General features: G+C 61.9%; 22 protein-coding genes. 12 read left to right on the forward strand and 10 right to left on the reverse strand.

The window, feature by feature from the left end; all coding sequences use genetic code 11:
• Nucleotides 1-96: 96 nt before the first annotated feature.
• Genes ACX82Z_RS01225 through ACX82Z_RS01240 form a run of 4 tightly spaced genes read right to left on the reverse strand, consistent with a single transcriptional unit; the run spans nucleotide 97 to nucleotide 3,249 of the window.
• Nucleotides 97-873 carry an SDR family NAD(P)-dependent oxidoreductase gene (locus ACX82Z_RS01225; RefSeq protein WP_459586335.1) on the reverse strand — a complete coding sequence of 259 codons (777 nt, stop codon included), beginning with the start codon at nucleotides 871-873 and terminating at the stop codon, nucleotides 97-99.
• A gap of 26 nt (nucleotides 874-899) precedes the next feature.
• Entirely contained in the window at nucleotides 900-1,934 is a 1,035-nt protein-coding gene (locus ACX82Z_RS01230) for a phosphotransferase (protein WP_459586336.1), read from the reverse strand.
• Nucleotides 1,931-2,422 carry a MaoC family dehydratase gene (locus ACX82Z_RS01235; protein ID WP_459586337.1) on the reverse strand — a complete coding sequence of 164 codons (492 nt, stop codon included), beginning with the start codon at nucleotides 2,420-2,422 and terminating at the stop codon, nucleotides 1,931-1,933. The genes ACX82Z_RS01230 and ACX82Z_RS01235 overlap by 4 nt, the downstream gene beginning before the upstream one ends.
• Nucleotides 2,423-2,433: 11 nt before the next feature.
• Nucleotides 2,434-3,249: an SDR family oxidoreductase gene (locus tag ACX82Z_RS01240; RefSeq protein WP_459586338.1), complete on the reverse strand. Its 816-nt coding sequence runs from the start codon at nucleotides 3,247-3,249 to the stop codon at nucleotides 2,434-2,436.
• A 143-nt stretch (nucleotides 3,250-3,392) separates the two neighbouring features.
• On the opposite strand from ACX82Z_RS01240, the gene ACX82Z_RS01245 reads away from it, so the two are divergent.
• The 9 genes from ACX82Z_RS01245 to ACX82Z_RS01285 all read left to right on the forward strand — a co-directional run bounded on the left by ACX82Z_RS01245 (nucleotide 3,393) and on the right by ACX82Z_RS01285 (nucleotide 11,808).
• The gene (locus tag ACX82Z_RS01245; RefSeq protein WP_459586339.1) at nucleotides 3,393-4,040 is read left to right on the forward strand and encodes a TetR/AcrR family transcriptional regulator; all 648 of its coding nucleotides are present in this window, start codon (nucleotides 3,393-3,395) and stop codon (nucleotides 4,038-4,040) included.
• A 14-nt stretch (nucleotides 4,041-4,054) separates the two neighbouring features.
• Nucleotides 4,055-5,284 (forward strand): acyl-CoA dehydrogenase family protein, encoded by a 1,230-nt coding sequence (locus tag ACX82Z_RS01250; RefSeq protein WP_459591208.1) that lies wholly within the window; start codon nucleotides 4,055-4,057, stop codon nucleotides 5,282-5,284.
• Nucleotides 5,281-6,249, forward strand: coding sequence for an NADPH:quinone oxidoreductase family protein (locus ACX82Z_RS01255; RefSeq protein ID WP_459586340.1), 969 nt, complete (start codon nucleotides 5,281-5,283; stop codon nucleotides 6,247-6,249). The genes ACX82Z_RS01250 and ACX82Z_RS01255 overlap by 4 nt, the downstream gene beginning before the upstream one ends.
• 10 nt (nucleotides 6,250-6,259) lie before the next feature.
• Nucleotides 6,260-7,297, forward strand: coding sequence for a zinc-binding dehydrogenase (locus tag ACX82Z_RS01260; protein WP_459586341.1), 1,038 nt, complete (start codon nucleotides 6,260-6,262; stop codon nucleotides 7,295-7,297).
• 155 nt (nucleotides 7,298-7,452) lie between these two features.
• Nucleotides 7,453-8,328, forward strand: a complete 876-nt coding sequence (locus tag ACX82Z_RS01265) for a branched-chain amino acid ABC transporter permease (RefSeq protein WP_459586342.1) — start codon at nucleotides 7,453-7,455, stop codon at nucleotides 8,326-8,328.
• A gap of 4 nt (nucleotides 8,329-8,332) precedes the next feature.
• On the forward strand, nucleotides 8,333-9,433 hold the full coding sequence (locus ACX82Z_RS01270) for a branched-chain amino acid ABC transporter permease (protein WP_459586343.1): 1,101 nt from the start codon (nucleotides 8,333-8,335) through the stop codon (nucleotides 9,431-9,433).
• A complete protein-coding gene (locus tag ACX82Z_RS01275; protein WP_459586344.1) occupies nucleotides 9,430-10,215 on the forward strand; it encodes an ABC transporter ATP-binding protein in 786 nt (261 codons plus the stop codon). Before ACX82Z_RS01270 ends, ACX82Z_RS01275 begins: the two co-directional genes overlap by 4 nt.
• On the forward strand, nucleotides 10,212-11,018 hold the full coding sequence (locus ACX82Z_RS01280; RefSeq protein WP_459586345.1) for an ABC transporter ATP-binding protein: 807 nt from the start codon (nucleotides 10,212-10,214) through the stop codon (nucleotides 11,016-11,018). Before ACX82Z_RS01275 ends, ACX82Z_RS01280 begins: the two co-directional genes overlap by 4 nt.
• A 4-nt stretch (nucleotides 11,019-11,022) precedes the next feature.
• Complete coding sequence (locus ACX82Z_RS01285) at nucleotides 11,023-11,808, forward strand: AMP-binding protein (RefSeq protein ID WP_459586346.1); 786 nt, start codon at nucleotides 11,023-11,025, stop codon at nucleotides 11,806-11,808.
• Between the two features lie 13 nt (nucleotides 11,809-11,821).
• On the opposite strand, the gene ACX82Z_RS01290 is transcribed toward ACX82Z_RS01285, so the two are convergent.
• A complete protein-coding gene (locus ACX82Z_RS01290) occupies nucleotides 11,822-13,177 on the reverse strand; it encodes an IS1380-like element IS1247 family transposase (protein WP_006473457.1) in 1,356 nt (451 codons plus the stop codon).
• Between ACX82Z_RS01290 and ACX82Z_RS01295 the strand changes: the two genes are divergently transcribed.
• From ACX82Z_RS01295 to ACX82Z_RS01305, 3 genes are all read left to right on the forward strand, one after another.
• Nucleotides 13,176-14,588 (forward strand): AMP-dependent synthetase/ligase, encoded by a 1,413-nt coding sequence (locus ACX82Z_RS01295; RefSeq protein ID WP_459586347.1) that lies wholly within the window; start codon nucleotides 13,176-13,178, stop codon nucleotides 14,586-14,588. The genes ACX82Z_RS01290 and ACX82Z_RS01295 overlap by 2 nt on opposite strands.
• A gap of 99 nt (nucleotides 14,589-14,687) precedes the next feature.
• Nucleotides 14,688-15,914: an ABC transporter substrate-binding protein gene (locus ACX82Z_RS01300; RefSeq protein ID WP_459586348.1), complete on the forward strand. Its 1,227-nt coding sequence runs from the start codon at nucleotides 14,688-14,690 to the stop codon at nucleotides 15,912-15,914.
• A gap of 115 nt (nucleotides 15,915-16,029) precedes the next feature.
• On the forward strand, nucleotides 16,030-16,191 hold the full coding sequence (locus tag ACX82Z_RS01305; protein ID WP_459586349.1) for a DUF3309 family protein: 162 nt from the start codon (nucleotides 16,030-16,032) through the stop codon (nucleotides 16,189-16,191).
• Nucleotides 16,192-16,210: 19 nt separating this feature from the next.
• Here the strand turns inward: ACX82Z_RS01305 and ACX82Z_RS01310 are convergent, their stop codons facing one another.
• From ACX82Z_RS01310 to ACX82Z_RS01330, 5 genes are read right to left on the reverse strand one after another with little or no spacing between them, the layout of a single operon-like run.
• Complete coding sequence (locus tag ACX82Z_RS01310; RefSeq protein WP_459586350.1) at nucleotides 16,211-16,708, reverse strand: hypothetical protein; 498 nt, start codon at nucleotides 16,706-16,708, stop codon at nucleotides 16,211-16,213.
• A gap of 20 nt (nucleotides 16,709-16,728) precedes the next feature.
• The gene (locus ACX82Z_RS01315; RefSeq protein ID WP_459586351.1) at nucleotides 16,729-17,283 is read right to left on the reverse strand and encodes a hypothetical protein; all 555 of its coding nucleotides are present in this window, start codon (nucleotides 17,281-17,283) and stop codon (nucleotides 16,729-16,731) included.
• Nucleotides 17,280-17,885 carry a hypothetical protein gene (locus ACX82Z_RS01320; protein ID WP_459586352.1) on the reverse strand — a complete coding sequence of 202 codons (606 nt, stop codon included), beginning with the start codon at nucleotides 17,883-17,885 and terminating at the stop codon, nucleotides 17,280-17,282. The genes ACX82Z_RS01315 and ACX82Z_RS01320 overlap by 4 nt, the downstream gene beginning before the upstream one ends.
• A gap of 23 nt (nucleotides 17,886-17,908) precedes the next feature.
• Entirely contained in the window at nucleotides 17,909-21,052 is a 3,144-nt protein-coding gene (locus ACX82Z_RS01325; protein WP_459586353.1) for an efflux RND transporter permease subunit, read from the reverse strand.
• A gap of 13 nt (nucleotides 21,053-21,065) precedes the next feature.
• Complete coding sequence (locus ACX82Z_RS01330; RefSeq protein WP_459586354.1) at nucleotides 21,066-22,217, reverse strand: efflux RND transporter periplasmic adaptor subunit; 1,152 nt, start codon at nucleotides 22,215-22,217, stop codon at nucleotides 21,066-21,068.
• Nucleotides 22,218-22,364 lie beyond the last annotated feature (147 nt).

Consider the following 22,364-nt stretch of genomic DNA (forward strand, 5'->3'; position numbering starts at 1 on the left):
CGCTCCCCGATGCGTATTATTATTTCAGCACAATCAACGCATGGTGCAGCAGAGACCTTAAATTAAAATTGCCCGGTCGCTCAAAAGGCGATGCACTTAGATGGCAGTTATTCCGCCGTCGGCAGCCAGTGTTTGCCCGGTCATGAATGAATTGGCAGGAGAGCCTGCAAACATCATGACTTCGATCACTTCGTCCACTTCGGCAAGTCGCCGCATCGGAACGCCACGCGTCAGTTCTTTCTCCGCCGAAACGGCGTCATCCGCGACACGGCCAAGAGCGTCGGTCGCCATCGGCGTGCGCGCATAGGACGGACAGACGGCGTTGATTCGGATGTTCTTTGACGCGTATTCGGCGGCGGCCGAGCGCGTCAGACCCACCACGCCATGCTTGGCTGCGGAATAGACGCTGAGCCGTGGTGCGCCCGCAATCCCGGCGACGGAGGCGATGTTGACGATCGCGCCGCCCTTACCGTCGCGCCGATACTGGCGCTCAAGAACGGGGAGCTGATGCTTCATCGCATAAAAGACGCCCATCAGATCGATATCGATCACCCGACGCGCCTCTTGTGAATCCATCAGCGGCAGTTTCGAAAAATTGTGCGCGATACCGGCATTGTTGAATGCCACGTCGAGCCGACCGAAGCGTTCGACGGCCAAGGCAACGAGATCGCGCGAGTGCTCCTCATGCGCGACATCCCCGGCAAGGACGGCGATTTCGCCGCCGAGAGAAGTGGCAAGCGCATTTAGCGGTTCGTCCCTTATGTCCGAAAGAACGAGCCTTGCGCCCTCCGACAAAAGGCGTTCGGCCAGTTTCTTGCCGAACCCGCCGGCGGCACCCGTGACGATGACCGTCAACCCATCGAAGCGCTTCATTCAAAATTCCAGGATCGCATCATTGATTATCTGCCGGTTTCGATCGCTTCGACCGCCAGTCCGGCGAGCAGTGCGACGGCGTCTCCGTATGTTCGCGCCTTTTCAGGGTTCGACGCGTTGCCGTCGAGGGCGCGCTTGTAGACGCCCTGACAGATCGCAGCGAGGCGAAAGAACGAGAAAGCGAGGTAATAGGTCCAGTTATTGATGCCGGCGATGCCCCGCCGCCGACAATATGCGTCGACATATTCGATTTCCGTTGGAAGGCCGATCGCTTCACGGTCGATACCGCCCAGCCCTCGAAAGGCCGACGAGTTGGGCAGACGCCACTGCATGCACTGATAGGCAAGATCGGCAAAGGGATGACCGAGCGTCGACAGTTCCCAGTCGAGAACCGCGACGACTTTCGGCTCTTCGGGCGCGAAGATCATGTTGTCGAGGCGGTAATCGCCATGCACCAGCGAGACGCGCCCGTCATCGGGCAAGGCGTTCGCTTCCAGCCATGCGATCAGCGTTTCCATGGCGTCGACGCGCTGCGTCTCCGAGGCACGATACTGCGCCGACCAACGTGAGAACTGACGTTCGAAATAATTGCCCGGCTTTCCGAAGTCGCTTAGCCCGGTCTTTTTCAGGTCGATGGAGTGGAGCGCGGCCAGCACTTTGTTCATGTCGTCATAGATTGCCGCGCGCTCGCCATTGTCGGCGGCGTCCGGCAGTGCCGGGTCCCAGAAAATCCGCCCTTCGACATATTCCATCACGTAGAACATGCGCCCGATGGGCGAGGCTTCCCCCGACAGATGAAGCACGCGGGGGACGGGAACGTCGGTTTCGGCCAGCGCCTCCATGACCCGAAATTCGCGATCGACCTGATGGGCGGACTTCAAGAGTTCGCCCGGCGGCTTGGCGCGCAGCACGTAGCGGCCGCTCTCGGCCGTCAAAAGATAAGTCGGATTGGACTGGCCGGCATCGAACTTGGCGATGTCTCGCAAACTGTGAAAGCCGTCGACCTCGGTGGCGAGATAGCCGGCAAGGGCGGCTTCGTCGAGCGCGTTCGCTTCGTTCATGCCTGTGCGTCTTCCTTCTGCAACACGGCGAGCGTCAGCCAGCGTGCGGTCAGTGCCGGCTTGATCGAACCTTCGACCTCAACGGTCACGTCGGTCGACACCTGAACCCATCCAGAGGGCCGCACATTGACGTCAGCAAGGACGAACCGTCCGCGCACGCGTGCGCCGGTCTTGACCGGGGTGACGAACCGAACCTTCTCGAAGCCGTAATTGACGCCCATCTCGACATTGGCGAGCGGCGGGACAGCCTCATAGGAAAACGCCGACAACAGCGACAGGGTCAGGAAACCATGGGCGATCGTCCCGCCGAACGGCGTTTGCGCCGCGCGCTGCGGATCGACGTGGATGAACTGGTGATCGTCGATCGCATCGGCGAACATGTCGATCATCTGCTGCGTGACGACACGCCAGGGCGAAACGCCGATCTCATTGCCGACATTGGAGACGAGCTGATCGATCGCGACCGGCGCCAAACGCGGACCTTCCATGGACAAAAACCTTATTCCTTGAACAGTGACATGCCGTGCTGGACCGACTGTCCGCCATCGATGGGAAGGATCGCGCCCGTGATATAGCTGCCGGCCTTGGAGCACAGATACAAGGTCGCGCCCGCGATGTCACTCGGCGCGCCGATCCGGCCGATCGGCACGCGCGATCCGACATGCGCCGCCTGCTCTTCGCTGGCGGTGGCGAAGGCCGTCATGCGGCTTTGGAAAGGGCCGGGGGCAAACGCGTTGACGGTGATGCGCCGCCCGGCGAACTCGATCGCGAGCGTGCGGGTCAGATGATGCACGGCCGCCTTAGATGCCGTGTAGGAATAGGCGCCGTCGGCGATCGGCTGGGTGCCCATGACGGAACCCAGATTGATGATGCGCGCCGGGTCCTCGTCGCTTGCCGCCCGTTCGAGTTCCGGCAGGAGTTCGCGGGTCAGGTGGAAAAGCCCCGTCACGTTGACGTTGAGTACCTTCGCCCATGCCGAATAGGGGAACTCGGCAAGTTCTGCGCCCCATGACACGCCCGCATTGTTGAAAAGGATGTCGAGCTTTTCCGTGCGCTTTCGTACCTCACCGACGATCGCGGCGATGCCGTCTTCGGTGCTTATATCACCTCCGAAGCCTTCGGCTTGTCCCGACGTGCCGAGCGCGTTCAACTCCTCGGCGGTCTGTGCGCAGTCGTGTGCTTTGCGCGAGGCGATCAAAACATTTGCCCCGCCATGCATCAGCGCCGTCGCGGCCATACGGCCGATGCCGGTCGCAGCGCCCGTTACGAGCGCGGTCTTGCCGGCAACGGAAAACAGGTCGTCGATGTAGCTCATCATTCCTCCCCAGGATGTGGCACGAGCCGTCCGGCGGCCGCGTTGACAACATACCCGATAGTATGTTCATCATTTGCCGTCCGTAAAGAGCCTTCGCAAAAACCGGCAGAAGACCGGCAAAGCAGGGCAGCGACGGGAGGAGTATGGTGGGTCTGGATATCGGGGAACGCACCGTCGACAGTTCGCGCAGCGCCATTTTGGAGGCGGCCGCACGCTGTTTTCACGAGCGGGGCTATGCTGCGACGTCGATCGACGATGTCGCCCGGGCGCTCAGTTCCACCAAGGGCCGCATCTATCACCATTTCGAATCCAAGGCCGATCTCTTTGCGGAAGTGTTCCGTGCTGGCATGGAAATGAACTACGAGGCGCTCGAGCCGCTTCGCGCGATGACAGGGCCGGCGCATGTCCGCTGGAAAAGCTTCGCCCGTGTCCATGTGGAACAGATGATGGCCACGCGTGCGTTTCAGCGTGTCGTGTGGATGGGCGTTGAAATGCATCAGACCGGCGCGCCGACCGAACAGCAGAAAAGCCGCTACGACGAACTGGTGCAAACACGCTCGCGCTACGGCAACATCTTTCGCGAACTCATCGCCGGCGGGCGAAGCGAGGGGCGCTTCCACTTTCCCGATTTGTCCGTCGCCAATCAGCTCATGTTCATGACGCTGAACTCACCGATCTTCTGGTACTCGCCGCGCGCCGGGGAAACCCGCGCCGATATCGAGGATCTCATTGCCCAAGTCGTCACCTGCGCCTGGCGCGGTCTCGGCGCAAACGAAGGACCCCGTGAATGAACGAGAATCCTCAGATGAACCTTGGCATGAGCGAGCGCCTGAAGCCGCTTCACGAGAAGGTCGCGCGCATGGTGCGCGATGAGATCATGCCGCTCGATGAGGAGTTTCTCGCCGAAGTGGGGAAAGGCGATCGCTGGGAGTATACCGCGCGGCAGACCGAAATTCTCGAAGGGCTGAAGGCGAAGGCGAAGGAACGCGGCCTGTGGAATTTCTGGCTGACGGATTCGGAGCGTGGCTACGGATTGTCGACTGTCGAATACGCCTATCTCGCCGAAGAAATGGGCAAGGCGCATCTGGGAGCCGAGACGTTCAACTGTTCGGCTCCCGACACAGGCAATATGGAAGTGTTCGAGCGCTATTGCGCTCCCGAACACAAGGAAAAATGGCTCAAACCCCTGCTCGCCGGCGAAATCCGTTCGGCCTATCTGATGACCGAGCCGGACGTGGCGTCGTCCGATGCCACCAACATCTCCATGCGCTGCGAGCGCGATGGCGACGACTACGTCCTGAACGGTGAAAAATGGTGGGCATCGGGAACCGGCGATCCGCGTTGCAAGATCTATATCGTGATGGTGCATACGCCCGATGCCGGGCGCGGCAAGCACCAGCAGCACTCGATGGTCCTGGTGCCGGCGGACACGCCCGGCATCACCAAGCTGCGCGCCATGACGATCTATGGCGAGGACGACGCGCCGCACGGCCATTTGCACCTGAAATTTGAGAATGTCCGCGTGCCGGCGTCGCACCTCATTTTAGGTGAGGGCCGGGGGTTCGAGATCGCGCAGGGGCGGCTTGGGCCGGGCCGCATCCATCATTGCATGCGTGCCATCGGCCATGCGGAAATGGCGCTCGAAATGATGTGCAAGCGCGCACTGCGCCGCGAGGCCTTCGGCAAGAAGCTGTCAGAACTCGGTGCCAATTACGATATCATCGCCGAGTGCCGCATGGAGATCGAGCAGGCGCGGCTGCTTTGCCTCAAGGCCGCGTGGATGATGGATCAGGGCGACAAACGAGCCGCCGCGCCGTGGATCAGCCAGATCAAGGTCGTCGCGCCGCGCATGGCGCTGAAAGTGACGGACGAGGCGGCGCAGATGTTCGGCGCTCAAGGGATCAGCCAGGACACGACGCTCGCTCGTTCGTGGACGCATCTGCGCACGCTGCGCTTCGCCGATGGTCCCGACGCCGTGCATCGCCGTCAGGTCGCGCGCGAGGAGTTGAAGAAGTACACGCAGGAGAAGGTATGAAGGCCATCGTCGCACGCGGCTTCGGCCCGATCGCCGAACTCGACTATACCGACATGCCCGACCCCGTGCCGGGCGTGGGTGAGGTGCTGATCGAGGCGGAGGCGATCGGCGTCAACTTTCCCGACGGTTTGCTGGTGCAGGGCCTCTACCAGATGAAGCCTGAGCCGCCCTTTATTCCCGGGATGGAAATGGCCGGCCGCGTGAAAGCCATTGGCGAGGGCGTGTCGGGATTTGCGCCGGGCGACCGTGTTGCCGCACTCGGCACGCTCGGCGGCTATGCCGAACTCAATGCGGTTCACCATGGCGCTGTGATGAAGCTGCCGGACGGACTTCCGGCCGAGCACGCCTGTGCGCTTTTATGCGGTTACGGCACATCCCATTATGCGCTGAAGCAGCGCGGGCAGCTTAAATCCGGCGAAACGCTGTGCGTGCTCGGCGCGTCGGGTGCGACGGGGGTTGCCGCCGTGCAAATCGGCAAGGTGATGGGCGCAAGGGTCATCGCCGTCGCCTCGACGCCGCAAAAGCAGGAAATCGCGCGACAGGCCGGCGCGGATATCGTTCTCGGCTACGACAATCTGAAGGATGCGCTGAAACAAGCGACCGGCGGCAACGGTGTCGATGTGGCGTTCGATCCGGTCGGCGGTGAGGGTTTCGACGTCCTCGCGCGCTCGATGGGCTGGGGCGGGCGTCTGCTTGTCATCGGCTTTGCCTCCGGCACGATCCCGAAACTGCCTGTGAATCTGACGCTGGTGAAGGGCTACAGCGTGGTCGGCGTTTTCTGGGGCGCGTTCACCGCGAAGGAACCGCAGGCCTATGCCGACAATATGAGCGAACTCGTTGGCTGGTATCTCGAAGGCAAGGTTAAGCCCGTCATCGAAGGCGTTTATCCGCTTGCCGAAGCGCCTTCCATTCTCGAACGCGTGCTTGGCCGCGGCGCTGCCGGCAAGATCATCCTGAAGCCCTGAAAGGAACGACATGGCGCTGCCCAAAACCATGAAAGCCCTGCTTCTCAAGAATGACGGCTATTCGCGCGACCATTCGGGAACGGTACTTGAGGCCATGGAGCCTTATGTCGAACAGGGCGAAATCGAGGTGCCGCAGCCGGGGCCGAGCCAGGTTCTGGTCAAGGTTGCGCTCGCCTCGATCAATCCGTCCGACGTGATGTTCCTGAAAGGGCTCTACGGCCAGCCGCGAAAACAGGGACAGCCGGCCGGCTTCGAGGGTGTCGGCGAAGTCGTCGCGGCTGGTGCGGAGGCAAAAGGGCTGATGGGCAAGCGCGTGGCGTTCGCGACCGGCCTTTCCAACTGGGGAAGCTGGGCGGATTATGCCGTCGCCGAGGCCGGTGCATGCGTACCGATCATGATGGATGGCGTGCGCGACGAGGATGCGGCGGCGATGATCGTCAATCCTTTGACCGCGCTTGCCATGTTCGGCATCGTCCGGGACGAGGGCGAAAAGGCGTTCGTCGTCACCGCCGGCGCAAGCCAGCTTTGCAAGCTGATCATCTCCGTCGCGAAGGACGAAGGCTACCGCCCCATCGCCATCGTGCGGCGCGACGACCAGATCGAGCTTTTGAAGGGCATCGGCGCGGCGCATGTCCTGAACGCGGAAGCTGCCGATTTCGACGCGCGCCTTTCCGAGGTGATGGCCAGCGAGAAACCACGCATCTTTCTCGACGCCGTCACCGGCCCGCTCGCCGCAAAAATCTTCAACGCGATGGGTAAGCGCGCACGCTGGATCGTCTATGGCAGGCTCGATGCGGGCGTCACCCCGATCATCGAACCGGGCCAGATGATCTTCATGCACAAGAAAATCGAGGGTTTCTGGCTGACCGAGTGGATGCGCTCGGCCGGAGACGAAAAACGCATGGCTGCGGTCATCGAGGCGCAAAAGCGCTTTGCGGACGGGCGCTGGAAGACGGACGTGACCGCGATCGTGCCACTTGAGGAAGCGGTTTCGCGCGTTGCGGACGAACTGGCCAGACCGAACGGCAAGGTTTTCATCGCGCCGTAACGCGATGGTGTGAGCGAAACGCTTGCCCTTGAGTGAGGGCAGCATAAAGTCGAAAGCCGACGCAGGGTTCAACCTGCGGTTCGAGAGGAGCCGGGAAACCGGACGGACCGCAGGCCGACAACACCCCGTGCCGGAAACCGGGAGGAGGAGCGCCTGTGGGCGTATTGCAGCTCATCGTCAGCGGCCTTGCCAATGGCTGCGTCTACGGCCTCATCGCGATGGGGTTCGTGCTGATCTACAAGGCGACCGAAGCGGTGAACTTCGCCCAAGGCGATTTCATGATGCTCGGGGCCTTCATCTGCCTTGGGCTGACCAATCCGCAATTCATGGATCTTCCGTTCTGGCTGTCCGTTCCCATCGCCATCGCGATCATGGGCGCGTTCGGCTACGCACTCGATCTCGTCGTTTTGCGGCGCATGTTCGGCCAGTCGCAGATCGCGATCGTCATCTTGACCATCGCGCTCGGCTTCGTCCTGCGCTTTTTCGCCGGCGTCATGTGGGGGCACGAGCCGATCTCGCTCGCCTCGCCGATCGCGGGCCGCGATGTCAGGTTCGGGGGGATCGTACTCGGCCTCGACGAGGTGATGGTGATCGCGGTCACCGCCATCCTGACGCTGCTGCTCTGGCTTTATTTCAACCGCACCAAGCTTGGCGTCGCCATGCAGGCGTCCTCGCAGAACCAGCTTGCGGCCTATTATATGGGCATCCCGGTCAAGCGCATTCACTCGCTGATCTGGGCGCTGTCGGGTATGGTCGCGGCTGTCGCCGGTATCCTTTTCGCCTCCAAGGGCTCCATCGATCCGTCGATCGGGCTTTTGGGCATCAAGGCGTTCGCGGCCGCCGTCATCGGCGGCTTCGGGTCGCTGCCGGGCGCGCTTCTGGGTGGCTTGATCGTCGGGCTGATCGAGCCTTTCGCGGCCTATTACATGCCGCCCCACTACAATCAGGTCATGCCTTACCTGCTTCTTTTCCTGATCCTGGTGTTCAGACCGCACGGCATTCTCGCCCAGGTCCACGCGAAGAAGGTGTGAGGCGATGAGAACCGTTTTCAAGACAAGCTACGACGCCGACATCAATCTCTTTCGCCACCCCCAGCAGATGGGCTGGTATGCGGGCTTGCTCATCATCATGCTCGTGCTGCCGTTCGTCCTTTCCACCTTCGCGCTCGGCGAGGTGACGAACGTTCTGGTCTGGTCGGTCGCCTGCATGGGGCTGATGGTCCTCGTCGGCCAGACCGGACAGGCGAGCCTTGGCCATGCCGCGTTTCTCGCCATCGGCGCTTATGCGAACGTGCTTTTGCAGGAACGCCTCGGTCTTCCCTTCCTGCTGTCGTTTCCGCTGGCGGGCCTGATCGCTGGTGTCGCCGGGGCGATCATCGCGCTGCCGATCACAAGGTTGCACGGCATTTATCTGGCAATCGCGACGATTGCGGTGGTGATTCTCGTGGAGGAATTCATCGTCATCGCCACGCCGCTGACCAACGGCGTCATCGGGCTTTTCGCGCCGCCGATCGATATTTTCGGTCTCGAAATCGATCGCTACCGCACGCCGTGGCTGCTTTATTACCTCGTCTTCGCGATCGTGCTCGCCGTCGTGTTTCTCTATCGCAATCTTGAGCGCTCGCCACTCGGCCGGTCCTTCGCGGCCATCCGGGATTCGGAAATCTCGGCGCAGGCGATGGGCATCAACGTGGCGCGCGCCAAGGCCGTGGCCTTCGGGCTTTCAGCCGGCATCACCGGTCTTGGCGGTGCGCTGATGGGCCATTATGCCGGCGTCTTCAACTACGAGACGTTCAACCTGATCATCTCTATCCAGCTTCTGCTTGCGATCGTCATCGGGGGCCTCGGCACCATCCACGGTGCGTTCTTCGGTGCGATCATCGTTGCCATGCTGCCGCAGACCATCGCGATCGCACGCGATGCGATCGGGCGTATCATCGGCGGCGGGTCGATCGCCATTCCAGGGTTGGAAACGGCGATCTTCGGCGTCATTCTGATCCTCGTGATCCTGTTCGAGCCGCGCGGCATCTATGGGCGGTGGATCAAGATCCGCACCTATTTCGAGCTTTTCCCCTTCTATCGAAAGGACATGTTCCGCCGCCAGAAAGCCTATCTCAAGACGGAGCGCATGCGATGAGCCTCCTCGAAATCGACAATGTCACGCTTCGCTTCGGCGGCGTCACCGCCGTCAGTCAGGTGTCTTTCAATGTGGAGGAAGGCGAGGTGTTCGCGCTGGTCGGGCCGAACGGGGCAGGCAAGTCCACCTTGTTCAATTTGATCAGCCGCATCTACGACCCGGCCGAAGGCGATATCCGCTTCGACGGGCGCACCATCCTCGATAGGAAGCCGCACGAAATGGCGCGGCTCGGGATCGCGCGCACCTTCCAGAATATCGAATTGTTCGACCATGCGACGGTGGCGCAGAACCTTCTGGTCGGGCGTCACCGCCACCGGAAAAGCCATATGTGGACGGAACTGATGTTCACGCCCTTCGTGCGGTCCGAAGAGCGCCGCCACCGCGAGGCGGTCGAACGCGTGATCGATTTTCTCGATCTTCAGGCCTATCGCGAAAAGTACATCGCCGGCCTGCCCTATGGCGTGCGCAAGGTGGTCGAGATGGGCCGTGCGCTCGCCATCGAGCCGCGTCTTCTCCTTCTCGACGAGCCTGCATCGGGACTTTCGGTCGAGGAGACGCAGGACGTCGCCTTCTGGGTCGAGGATATCAAGAAGCAGATGGGCATCACGGTGCTGATGGTCGAACACGACATGCATCTCGTGGCGTCCGTTTCGGATCGTGTGCTGGCGCTTGCCGACGGCAAGATGCTCGCCATGGGCACGCCGCATGAGGTGCAGAACCATCCCAAGGTGATCGAGGCCTATATCGGCGTCGCCGACGAACACGAAAAGGTGCTGGCATGACGATGACCGCCCCTGCGGATAAAGCCGATCCCGAGATCGTGCTCTCGGTGCGAAACCTCGAAAGCTATTACGGGCCGATCATGGCAATCCGTGGCGCGAGCCTTGACGTGCGCGACGGACAGATCGTCACCGTGCTCGGCGCGAATGGCGCAGGAAAGACGACGCTTTTGAAGACGATTTCCGGGGTCATGGACCCGGAAAAAGGCCAGATATTCTACAAGGGAGAGAACATCGCGGGCGCGAACCCCGACAGGGTCGTGCGGCTCGGTATGGTCCATGTTCCCGAAGGGCGCGAGGTCTTCCCGCTCCTGACCGTTGAGGAAAATCTTCGCATGGGCGCGTTCACGCGCTCCGACACGGCCGCAATCGCATCCGACGAGGAAATGGTCTTTTCCTATTTCCCGATCCTGAAGGAACGGCGCGGGCAGGCAGCCGGCACGCTGTCGGGCGGACAGCAGCAGATGCTCGCCATCGGGCGCGGCCTCATGGCGCGGCCGAAAGTGATGCTGCTCGACGAGCCGTCGCTTGGCCTGTCGCCGCTGCTGGTCAAGGAAATCTTCCAGATCGTGCGGCGGCTCAACCGCGAGCAGGGCGTGACGATCATGCTTGTCGAACAGAACGCCAAGGTCGCGCTTGAAGTCGCCGATTACGGCTACGTCATGGAGCTTGGCCGCATCGTCATGGCCGACAGCGCCGACAGGCTCCTGCAGTCGAAGGACGTGCAGGAATTCTATCTTGGCGTTCAGACGGAGGAGGCCCAGCGCGGCCAGAAGCGCTGGAAGCAGAAGAAGACGTGGAGGTAGAAGCATGACCATCGCCGAAAAACTGCCGCCGATGCAGACCGTTCGCGGCCATTCCTTCAACGAGGACCTCGTTCAAGGTCCGTTCTACTTCGACGGATGCGACACGCTGGTGAAGCTGTTTCGCCAGCGCTGCCTGGAACTCGGCCCTCAGATCGCCCATCGCGAAAAGGATTTCGGCATCTGGCTGTCCTATAGCTGGACGGACTTTTATGAGCATGCGCGGCTAATCGGCCTCGGTCTGCTGGCGCTCGGGCTGAAACGCGGCGAAGCCGTTTCGATCCTGTCGGAAGACAACAAGGAATGGATCTACGCCGATCTCGCCATCCAGTCGGTCGGCGGCATATCCTCGGGCGTTTACACGACGGATTCTGCCAAGCAACTCGCCTATCTCGTCAACGATTCCGACAGCCGGTTCCTGCTGGTCGAAAATGATGAGCAACTCGACAAGTTCCTGTCCATACGCGGCGAAATGCCGGGCCTTTCGAAGGTCATCGTGTTCGACCGTGACGGCCTCCACGATTTTGCCGACGATCAGGTCATCTTCCTCGACGATCTCTACAGGATCGGCCGCGACTATCTGAACCTGCATTCCCCAAGTGGCGTGTCGTTTGAGGTGAAGATCGCCTGTATCCGAGCGCTAGACAAGGATTTTCTGCCGCAAGCGGCACCTGCGGTCGCGCAGACTGCTGGATCTGGACGGATCAGACCGCGAAGCCGCTGTTTCCTTGCCCAGGGGCGGCGTTTTTCAGCGCAGCGGACAGATCTGTCCAGCCGCTTTCGTTCAGTTTGAGCGTGGATCGCGATCATGCGCATAGCGGTGGCGCTCGCAATCGGCGGATAGCGGCGAGGATGGCGCGTACCATCGTGCCGGTGACAGCGACCTCGGCCAGCTGGAAGGTGATGGTGCGGGCGTGACGGACCACACGTGCCCCGATCTTGATCAGCTTCAGTTGCAGGCTGGTCAACGACCAGTCGGCCATGGCCTCGGGCAGCTCGATGCAGCGCAAGAAGGTGGCCAGGTTGTACGCCAGGGCGTGCAGTTGCAGCCGCACCTCATTGTCGCGGAACTTCCGGCACGACAGCCGCGTCCAGCGAAAGGCGTATTTGCCCTCTTTGATGTGCTGCTCGGCGGTGCCGCGCTGGTTGTAGAACCGCACCACCCAGTCCGGCTCCATCGGCAGGTTGGTGACGATGAAGCCGACACGCGGGAACAGTTCGCCCGGATGCCATTCGATCTTGGCGATCACCCGGCGTTCCTTGTCCCAGGACGCCGCCTGATACTCGAATTCCTCGAAGAACCGCTTGACCTTGGTCAGTGACGGCCGCCCGACAGGGCGCGTTAGCCGATGCGCGATCTTGTCCTTGAGGACCGCGTTTGCGGGCAGCCGGATGGCGTAGAAGAACCGCGCTTCTTCCAATCGCTCATAGATCGCCGGGATCGCGTAGGCAGCATCGGCCCGGAAGAACCTGCCACCAAGGTCGCGCTCCGCGTAGCGCGCAATGACGGGGTCGAGAACATCACGCCAGCCATCGGCGCTGTGGACGTTGCCATGGCGCAGGGCGCAGCGTTCCAGCATCCCGAACTGGTTGAACAGAAAGTTGGGGTGATAGCAGCTACAGTCGAAATGGCCATTCCAGGCGGACCCTTCCTGGTCGCCATGGGTCGGGCTGACCGAGCTGTCCATGTCCAGAACGATGTACTTCAGCCCGTTACGGTCATGGAACCGGTCGATCCATTGCCCGTTCAGGTCGGCCAGCGCGGCACGGTTCCCGGCCAGAGCCAGCGTCTCGGTCTCGAACCGTCCCATCTGCGATGCCGAGGCCGCTTGTGCATCGACCGCTCTGCCGCCGACAACTTGGCGCATGACCGGATCGCAGGCGAGACGGTTGGCGTCGTTGACATCCTCGTATCCGGCCAGCCGCCCAAAGACTGATTGCCGGAACAGGCCGTCGAGCCGATGGACCGTGTTCTTGCCAGAGCGAGTATCGCGCAGCGCCGCTGACGCCAAATCGGACAACCCGAGCGCGTCATCAAGCTCGCGCATCACCAGAAGGCCGCCGTCGGAACTGAGCTGCGTGCCGCGAAATTCCAGCCGCACGCGAGGGTCGAAATCCACCCGATCTGCCCGTTGCAAGCCCGCACCCTCTGGGTGATCCATGAAACGCGCCCCTCGCAGCCTTCAACACCATGTTTTATATAGGAAATATAATGGTCAGGACAGCGAAATCAGCGCCTTACTTGGGAAATGTGGGCTGAAGGATCACCCCGACCTCTTCGACGAGGAAATCGCCAAGTCGAAGCCGCAGGATGTAGCGATCCTTGTCTATACGTCCGGCACGACCGGCCAGCCCAAAGGCGCGATGATCACGCACTCAAACATCATTGCCTCGGTAATCGGTTCAGTGCTGACGCTTCCGGTCGGCGAGGGCGACGAGCAGGTCTGTTTCCTGCCGCTCTGCCACATTCTCGAACGGCTGGTGACTGTGTTCACGCCGATCGGCTTGAAATCGACCGTCAATTTCGCCGAAAGCCCGGAAACCGTATTCGACAATGTGCGCGAGGTCTCGCCACACATCTTTACCGGCGTGCCGCGCGTTTGGGAAAAGATCTACAGCCGCGTGACGATCATGGCGAACGAGGCCTCGCCGCTCGGGCGATGGGCTTATCGCCAGTCGGTCAAAACCGGCATGAAGCGCGCCGCCGCGCTGGAGACCGGACGACCGGTTCCCACCGCAACAAGCCTCGCCTATGCGTTCTGGGATTTCATGGTGCTACGAAACCTGCGCCGCATGCTCGGCTTCGACCGGTTGCGACGGGGCACGACCGGTGCGGCACCCATCTCGCCTGACCTTTTGAAATGGTATCGCGCCGTCGGCGTCGAACTCCTCGAAGGCTACGGCATGACGGAAAGTTCCGGCGTCATCTCGGTCAATCGTCTTGGCGAAAGCCGCACCGGCAGCGTCGGCCCGGCTGTCCCAGGGGCGGAAATCCGCATTTCGGACGAGGGCGAAATCCAGTATCGCGCGCCCAATGTCTTCAAGGGCTATTGGGGCAAGCCGGACAAAACCGAGGAGACGATCACCGGAGACGGATGGCTGAGGACAGGCGATGTCGGGCGCGTCGATGACGATGGCTATCTGTTCGTTACCGGACGCATGAAGGACATCATCATCACAGCCGGTGGCAAGAATATCACGCCCGCCGAGATCGAGAACCGACTGAAATTCAGCCCTTACATTTCCGATGCCGTCATTATCGGCGACCAGCGCAAGTTCCTCGCATGCCTGATCATGATCGATCAGGAAAACGTTGAGAAATTCGCGCAGGACCGGAAGGTGCCGTTCAACAATTTCCGCTCGCTTTGCGCCGCGCAGGAGGTGCGCGACCTGATCGGATCGGTCGTGGACGACACGAACCGCGAATTCGCGCGCGTCGAGCAGATCAAGGATTTCCGGCTCATCGACGTTCTCTTGACGGCCGAAGACGAGGAACTGACGGCTACGATGAAGCTGAAGCGAGGTTTCGTCGAGAAGAAGCACAAGCCTTTGATTGACGAGATGTATGGCTAGGGCATCGGACCGAAAAGTGGGAACCGGTTTTCGGATAATCCGATGCCTGAAAAGGGCCATACAGGAGGAATGCGGGACAACCCCGAGAGGAGGAATGAAATGAAAGTTCTGTCTGGGAAATACATATTGGCGCTGGGGCTTGCCGCGGGCATGTCGTCCTCCGCTTTCGCTACGCAGGGCGTCACCGATACGGAAGTGCGGATCGGCTCGAACGGTGACCTTTCGGGCATCTTTGCCGCGTTCAATGTCGGCGCGATCAAGGCCGCGCAGCTCATCTTCGACGAGGTCAACGCCAATGGTGGCGTCCATGGCCGCCAGATCCGGTTCATCGCCGAAGATCACGGCTATCAGGTTCCGCGCGCGGTGCAGAATTTCAACAAGCTGATCAATTCCGATCAGGTCTTTGCGATGATCCTGAACCTCGGTACGCCCCACAATATCGCCGGCTTTCCGCTGATGGAGGCGCGGCAGGTTGCAAATGTTTCGCCGCTCACCTCCGCGCGCCAGATGATTGAGGGCGACATCACCTATAAATATGCCGGCACGTCGTCCTATTACGACGGGACGCGCGCGGGCATCGGCCATTTGATCGAGGAAGACGGCGCGGAGCAGATCTGCTCGATGTATATCCCGTCCGATTTCGGCCTCGAAGTGCATGAAGCAGCCGTCGATGAAGCCGAAGCGCGGGGCGTCGAATTCGCCGGAGAAACCACGCATCGTCCCGACGAACAGGACTTCGTCGGCGCGGTGACGCGTCTGCGCGAACTTGGCTGCGATATCGTCGCGACCGGCGTCGGCGTGCGCCAGACGATCGTTGCGATCGGAACGGCAAAGCGGCTGGGCTGGAACGACGTCAAGTTCATCGGATCGTCGGCTGCCATGAACACCGCCGTCGCCAAGGTGCCCGAAGGCGTCACCGAGGGGTATTACGCGACATCGGGCTGGGTCGATTTCGAGGAGCGTCTCGACGTTCCTGAAGTGAAGGAATGGGCGGATAGCTATCAGGCCAGCACGGGCGAAACGCCCGGTACAGCTGCGCAACTCGGCCACGCCGCCGCGCTGACGCTGGTCAACGCGCTCGAAGCCGCCGGTCCCGACCTGACGGCGGAATCCTTCCGCGAAGGCATGGAAAGCCTCGATTTCACCGACGAGATCAATGGCGGCATGCAGATCAGTTACGGTCCCGAGGACCATCAGGGCGCGACGACCATCGTCCTTTCGCAGGTCCAGGGCGGCATGTGGCGCGAAGTGATCCGCATCGATCCGGAAGATGGCGACGGTGCAGCAGCGGATGGCGGCGAGGAAGAGGCCGAAGCAGCCAACTGAACCTTGTCCTAAAGATGAAAACGCCGCCCGCTGGTTCGGGCGGCGTTTTTAGTGGCTGGACTTCAAGCGATCAGTAATGCTGTCTGCACGCCGGTTCATTCGCTAGGATGCGGGAATGATCGTCATTCTCATCGTCATGCTTCTGGTCGCCGCAATCGCGTTTTTGCCCATCTGGCCGCATTCGAAAACGTGGAGTTGGTGGCCGTCGGTTTTTATCTGGACAATCGGGCTCATCGTTGCGGCGTTGCTGCTGATCGAGCGTATCGAAGCAATGTGAACGCGTTCGTGGGCGCACCTTATTTCGGATCGGAGCGGGACAGATGAAGGTGGCGTGGCTTTAACCAGCGTCCGCGCTTGCGCGTCCCGGCCGGCAACCATGACAGGCTCCGCGTACCGCTTTCCTCTACATGCAGCATCCAGAGCTTGTCGGACTCGAAGGTGAAGCGCAGTTCGCAACCATCATGGCCCATCTCCTCGAAGATGGCTGGCGTGTAGGGAAATCCGATACCCAGACGATCGAGGATCGCGCCTTTCCTGACAAGCACGAGGTGAAGCTCCTCCTCGAACGGGCAATCATCGTCGAGGACGAGAAGAATGTCGCCCCACGGCAAAGCGTATTGTGCTGCGAGGCGGGCGGCATCCAGCGTCAGCGTTTCATCGCAGGCCATGCGGCCAAGGGTGATCCGTGGCGTCGGACTGTTTTGAGAGGCGATGACAAAAAAGGTGCTGTCGGGCTGCATGTCGCCGAGAGTAAGACATCGCAGAACGATTGTCCGGCAGGATGTGATCCGCATGGGCGCTACCGGCGAACGGCTTACCGCAATGGCCGCCATGTCGTGTAATCGACGCCGTCGCAGCCGCGCTCTTGCAACGCCCATAAGGTCGTCGTCATGCGATAATAGCTCTTGCGGTCGCATGGCTCATAGCCGTTGTAACGCATCAGCGCCGCGTTGATCTCGCCGCCAGTGATCATCAGGCCGATGCCCAACAGCAGGCATGCGAGGATGCCGCCGAATATCGCCCCGGCATGATGATAGGCCCATGCCATCCGCATCGCGCCGAGCAGTGCAAGAATCCCGATGCCGGTCATCGACAGGGCGACAAGGATGATGCCGAACATTTCGCTCGACGTGTCGATGACGGCCTCGCGGATACGCAGCGTTTCAAGCATCGTTTCGATCCGTGCCGATGCGTATACGATAATCAGCCCGGCCGGTACGACGAAACACAGGCCGAACAAGGCCGACTTCCAGCGCGGTCCCGCTTCGCGCGATATTCGTTTGAATTCTGCGTCATTCCTGCGCCGTCGGCGGCTTCTGGCGGCGCGCTCCCGCGCGGCGGCGTCCGGCGATTTTTGCGGCGCGCTCATTCCTCACCCGGCCCGGCAAGCGCGAGATCGGAAACCTTGATCCAGCCGCGTGCGAGCGGGTCGCTTTGGACGTATTCGACGCGCGCCCAGTCTCCGCGCTGTTCAAGCACGGCAACAACGTCCCATTCCACGAGATAAGGCCGTTCGCGTTCCGTGTCCTCGGTGGGTTCGGAGTGAAGGATGGCGCGTTCGGTGGTAACGATCCCGACCGCGATCCAGTCCGGGCGCGCTTCCTCCAGCCACCAACGCTGTCCGTCACCGGTCATGTTGGAGACCATGCCGCAGCCGGGCGGGTTCTCGTCCAGACGCACGTGAATGTCGGCTCCGTCTCTCGTCAACGTACCTGCGATACGTTGCGGATCATCGGGAAGCCAGGCGACGAGTTCGGCAACATCGCCGTCGAAGCGCCCCGTCACCAGCGCTCGGCACATGAACTGCGGCGCTTCATCCGTACCGTTGCCGCGCGCCGTGTCCCCGATAACGCCGCTCAGATGCTTGCCATCCACGACGAGGAGGGTCGGGCCGTATCGTCCAGAGACAGGCGCGGCGTGCGAGATCGTTGTTATCGCCATCGCGACGGCAAGAACGAGCGATCTTTTCATTTCGCGACCTTCAACGAAGAGTTCTATTCGGCCGGAGCGAGCTTGCGCTGCTCGTTCGCCTCGGCTTCGCCGAGTTCACGGTCGAGCCGTGCCTCTTCCTCGACCTTCGGCGTTACCCAACGGCCGAGGAGCAGATAGGCGACGGGCGTCAGGTACAAGGTCGAGATGGTGGCGAGGCCAAGTCCGCCGACGATCACCCAGCCAAGCGCGATGCGGGCTTCCGCGCCCGCACCCGAGGCCATCACCAAGGGAACGCCGCCGACGACGGTGCACAGCATCGTCATCACGACCGGACGCAGGCGGATGTTCGATGCTTCCTCGATCGCGTCGCGCACATTGTGCCCACGATCGCGCAATTGATTGGCGAACTCGACGATCAAAATACCGTTCTTGGCCATCAGCCCGACGAGAAGCACGAGCCCGATCTGCGAATAGACGTTGAGGCTGGTGCCGGTCAAAAGCATGGCGATCACCGCACAGGCAAGGCCGAGCGGCACCGTCGCCATGATGATGATCGCGCTGACGAAGCTTTCGAACTGGGCGGCAAGCACCAGAAGCACGATGATGAGCGCGAAGGCCATGACGGTCATCATCGCGTTGCCGGTTTCGCCAAGCGTCGCGGCTTCGGCGAGCGGCAGGACGCGCGCACCCGAGGGCATATGCTTTTCGGAAATCCGCGTCGCCTCAGCGAGCGCATCGCCGAGCGCAAAGCCCTCTGCAAGGGCCGACGTTATCGACACGGCGCGCATCTGGTCCTCGCGCGAAAGGGATGGCGGGACGGCGACCTCGCGGATCGAGGCGATCGTCGAAACCGGCACGAATCGGCCGTCGCCGGTTTTCAGATAGATGCTTTCCAGATCGGTCGGATCGTTGACCGGATTGGTCGTGGATACGAATTTGACCGAGAATGCGCGGTCGTCGATGAATACTTCCCCGATTTCGCGTCCGTCGAGCAGCGATTGCAGGGCCTGCGCCAGACCGGCGATCTCGATGCCGAGATCGGAAGCGCGCTCGCGATCGATCGAAACGGAAAGCTGCGGCTGGGTGGATTCGGTCGTCAGGCGCGCCTGCTGAAAACGCGGATCGTCCTGCATCTCGGCCACGATCGCTTGCGCGGCGGCGTCGAGGGTCTGGTAGTTGTTGCCGAGAATGGCGAATTGCAGGCCCGAGCCGGCGCCGCGAATGCCCAGACTGTTGGGCTGGAACGCGAAGGCGCGCACGCCCGGAACCTGCTCGACCAGCGTGTTCACTTCGTCGAGGATTTCCTGCTGCGTGCGGTCGCGTTCGCTCCATGGCGCGAGCGTCAGCGAAATGAAGCCATTGTTCGTCGCACCGCCCTGACCGGCAAGCGAGAAGGTCGCGATGATCTCGCCGGAATCGCGCAGAGGCTGAATGAGACGTTCGACCTCCGCCATCTGCTGGGCAAGGTAGTCGATCGACACGCCTTGCGGCGCAGAAACGCGCATGAACGCCGCAGAGCGATCCTCGGGCGGCGTCAGTTCCGATTGCAGGGCGGTGAAGGCGAAGCCGGCTACGCCCGCAAAGACCAGTGCGATCGCGACGACCACGATGGGCGCGTTGAGGCAGGCGGCGAGCGTGCGGCGATAAAAGCCGGCAAAGGCTCCAGCGACACGTTCGCCCGTGCTGCCCGGCGTCTCGCCAAGGTCGTTGTGCTTGAGAATTCGCGAGGCGACCATCGGGCAAAGCGACAGCGACACGATGGAGGAAATGAAGACCGCGATCGCCATCACGAAACCGAATTCGCGGAACAGGCCGCCCGCCTGTCCGGGAAGGAACGAGAGCGGCACGAAAACGGCGACGAGCGTGGCCGTGGTCGCAAGGATGGCGAAGAAGACTTCCTTGGTCCCGAGCACGGCGGCGGCGCGCGGCCCCATGCCCTGATTGCGGCGGCGCACGATGTTTTCCAGAACGACGATGGCGTCGTCGACAACGAGACCGGCGGCCAGGACGAGCGCCAGAAGCGTCAGGATGTTGAGCGAAAAGCCCATCAGGAAGATCGCGGCGACGGTGCCGATCAGCGAGATTGGCATGGCGAGCGCAGGGATGACGGTCGCCCGCCAGTCGCGCAGGAAGATGAAGATGATCAGGAGAACGACCGTGACGGCGATGGCCAGCGCGATCTCCACCTCGTGGATCGCACCCTCGATGAAGGTCGCGTCGTCACTTGTGACGTAGATGTTCATGCCTTCCGGCAAGGTCGGGCGCACGCGCTCCATCGCTTCACGCACGCCGACGGAAATGTCGAGCGTGTTCGATTGTGCCTGCCGGATGATGCCGAGGCCGATGCCGGGCATGCCGTCGGAGCGCAGAACGGATTCGCCGATGTCCGGCCCCAACGTGACGTTGGCGACGTCGCGCAGCCGTGCGTTCGGGCTGATGGCGATATTCTCGAAATCCTCCGGCGTCGTGACGGGCGCCTGCGTTCGCACCACAAGCGCCTGCGACGACGAGGTGAGGCTGCCGGCCGGAGTGTCGAAGGACATGGTGGCGAGTGCGTTCTGGATGTCCGCGACCGTCATTCCGAGGCTGGCAAGCCGGTTCTGGTCGATGTCGATGCGGAAAATCTTCTCGCGGTCGCCATAAATCTGCACGTCGGCGACGCCCGGGACGGAGGCGAATTGATCGATGATCTGGTCCTCGACCAGAACCGTCATGTCTTCGATGTTCATCGACGGAGACGTTATCGACAGACGCATGATCGCCTGCGCGTTGTCGTCGGCCTTCACGATCAGCGGTGCTTCGGCGTTTTCCGGGAGACGGTTCTGCACGCGGCTGACCGCATCGCGCATGTCGGATGCGGCTGTGTCGAGGTCGACGCCGTCATTAAACTCGACCGTGACGCGCGAATTGCCGAACGACGACGATGACGACATGTTGTTGACGCCGGGAACGCGGGCGACCGCCCCTTCAAGGATGGAGGTCAGTTCGCGGTCGATCGTTTCGGCAGCCGCGCCCGTATATTCGGTCCGGATGGTGATGACAGGACGGTCGACATCGGGAAGCTCGCGCACCTCGACGCCGAAAAAGGCGGCAAGGCCGGCGACCGCGATCAGGACGTTGACCACGAAGGCCAGCACGGCGCGCCGCACGAAGAGCGCGGTCATGCCATTGGCGTCGTCCTTGGCGGCTGCGGTGGCGTTCGACATCGCGCCCGTCTCCTTAAGAACCGCGTGCTTCGACGGCGGGGATAGTCTCGCCGCGCGGCTGCGCGATGCGCACGTCGCCTCCCTCGCGCACCAAGTGGATGCCTTCGGAAACGACCTGCACGCCCGGCTCGATCTCGGCCGCGATCAGGATGGAATCGGTGTTGCGCTGGACGACGCGGACGGGCACGCGGCGGGCGACGCCGTTATCGACGGCCCAGACGAACGCGCCCTCAGTGCCCCATTGCACGGCGAGCGGATCGACCGCCGGATAGGTTTCGCCCGGAAACGACATCTCGACCTGAAAGGACATGCCGGCACGCAACGCATCGCTGGGGTTGTCGATGGTCGCTTCGACGCGCAACGTGCGGCTCTGGGCGTCAATGCGGTTGTCGAGCGCGCTTACTTCCCCGCGAAAGACCTGATCAGGCCGAGCGATCAGCGAAGCCTGAAGCGCTGCGCCGACTTCGATCATGCCTGCGTAGCGCTCCGGCGCCCAGAAATCGACGAGGATGCTAGAGCGATCGTCGATCGAGGCGATTTCGGTCGAACTCGTCACGTAATTGCCGACGGAAACGGGCAGGATGCCGACGACGCCAGAAATGGGAGCCTCGATGTCGCGCCGTTCGAGCGTCAATTCCGCATCGCGCAGCGCTAGGCGGGCATTTTCGACGCCGAGCCGCGCTTCGGTCAGTTGCACCTGCGACACGGTGTTTGACGCGCGAAGCTGATCGATACGCTGAAGCCGAGCCTCTGCGTCTTCCAGCGCGAAGCGGGCGCGATCGACGGCGATGGTTTCGGTCTGCGAATCGAGCCGGGCGATGATGTCTCCGGCATCGACTGTCGAGCCGGAGCGGACCAGAAGTTCCGTCAGGCGACCTGACGCGAATGGCGTGACAGCGACCGTTTCGGCCGCACGGCCGGTGCCGATCGCCTGCAGGCGATCATTGATCGTCGCCGTTGTCACGGCAACGGTGAACACGCCACCACCCTGCCGGGCCGTCCCTTGTTCCGGATTTGGGCCGGGTGCCTGCATTTGCGCCACCTCAGGGGCCGATCCGATCCCCAGGCCTGCCAGCGTCTCGCGCGGGGAGCCGAAAAGCGCCCAGGCAATCGCGCCTGCAACGAGCAGGACGGCGCATATGGCAAGCTGTTTCCAGATCGGCATGTGGTACTCCGGCTATCTGACTTTTGACCGCAGTCTCCGAAGTATTGTCTTCGATGAGAGAGCGACCGCATGCATTGCGACATGGGCAGGCACGTTATCGTGCGATTCTTATGCCAGCACGTCTCGTGCCATGCACCAGTTTTGTTG

It is taken from the genome of Aliihoeflea sp. PC F10.4, from assembly GCF_054612275.1.

Excerpts from the sequence above, each read along its gene's own strand:
- ACX82Z_RS01305 (WP_459586349.1), top strand. The coding sequence starts at position 16,030 with ATGATCGTCATTCTCATCGTCATGCTTCTGGTCGCCGCAATCGCGTTT.
- ACX82Z_RS01320 (WP_459586352.1), bottom strand. The coding sequence starts at position 17,885 with ATGAAAAGATCGCTCGTTCTTGCCGTCGCGATGGCGATAACAACGATC.
- ACX82Z_RS01225 (WP_459586335.1), bottom strand. The coding sequence starts at position 873 with ATGAAGCGCTTCGATGGGTTGACGGTCATCGTCACGGGTGCCGCCGGC.
- ACX82Z_RS01240 (WP_459586338.1), bottom strand. The coding sequence starts at position 3,249 with ATGAGCTACATCGACGACCTGTTTTCCGTTGCCGGCAAGACCGCGCTC.
- ACX82Z_RS01255 (WP_459586340.1), top strand. The coding sequence starts at position 5,281 with ATGAAGGCCATCGTCGCACGCGGCTTCGGCCCGATCGCCGAACTCGAC.
- ACX82Z_RS01260 (WP_459586341.1), top strand. The coding sequence starts at position 6,260 with ATGGCGCTGCCCAAAACCATGAAAGCCCTGCTTCTCAAGAATGACGGC.
- ACX82Z_RS01250 (WP_459591208.1), top strand. The coding sequence starts at position 4,055 with ATGAACCTTGGCATGAGCGAGCGCCTGAAGCCGCTTCACGAGAAGGTC.
- ACX82Z_RS01270 (WP_459586343.1), top strand. The coding sequence starts at position 8,333 with ATGAGAACCGTTTTCAAGACAAGCTACGACGCCGACATCAATCTCTTT.
- ACX82Z_RS01315 (WP_459586351.1), bottom strand. The coding sequence starts at position 17,283 with ATGAGCGCGCCGCAAAAATCGCCGGACGCCGCCGCGCGGGAGCGCGCC.
- ACX82Z_RS01295 (WP_459586347.1), top strand. The coding sequence starts at position 13,176 with ATGAAACGCGCCCCTCGCAGCCTTCAACACCATGTTTTATATAGGAAA.
- ACX82Z_RS01275 (WP_459586344.1), top strand. The coding sequence starts at position 9,430 with ATGAGCCTCCTCGAAATCGACAATGTCACGCTTCGCTTCGGCGGCGTC.
- ACX82Z_RS01245 (WP_459586339.1), top strand. The coding sequence starts at position 3,393 with ATGGTGGGTCTGGATATCGGGGAACGCACCGTCGACAGTTCGCGCAGC.
- ACX82Z_RS01300 (WP_459586348.1), top strand. The coding sequence starts at position 14,688 with ATGAAAGTTCTGTCTGGGAAATACATATTGGCGCTGGGGCTTGCCGCG.
- ACX82Z_RS01330 (WP_459586354.1), bottom strand. The coding sequence starts at position 22,217 with ATGCCGATCTGGAAACAGCTTGCCATATGCGCCGTCCTGCTCGTTGCA.
- ACX82Z_RS01235 (WP_459586337.1), bottom strand. The coding sequence starts at position 2,422 with ATGGAAGGTCCGCGTTTGGCGCCGGTCGCGATCGATCAGCTCGTCTCC.
- ACX82Z_RS01285 (WP_459586346.1), top strand. The coding sequence starts at position 11,023 with ATGACCATCGCCGAAAAACTGCCGCCGATGCAGACCGTTCGCGGCCAT.
- ACX82Z_RS01310 (WP_459586350.1), bottom strand. The coding sequence starts at position 16,708 with ATGCGGATCACATCCTGCCGGACAATCGTTCTGCGATGTCTTACTCTC.
- ACX82Z_RS01280 (WP_459586345.1), top strand. The coding sequence starts at position 10,212 with ATGACGATGACCGCCCCTGCGGATAAAGCCGATCCCGAGATCGTGCTC.
- ACX82Z_RS01325 (WP_459586353.1), bottom strand. The coding sequence starts at position 21,052 with ATGTCGAACGCCACCGCAGCCGCCAAGGACGACGCCAATGGCATGACC.
- ACX82Z_RS01230 (WP_459586336.1), bottom strand. The coding sequence starts at position 1,934 with ATGAACGAAGCGAACGCGCTCGACGAAGCCGCCCTTGCCGGCTATCTC.
- ACX82Z_RS01290 (WP_006473457.1), bottom strand. The coding sequence starts at position 13,177 with ATGGATCACCCAGAGGGTGCGGGCTTGCAACGGGCAGATCGGGTGGAT.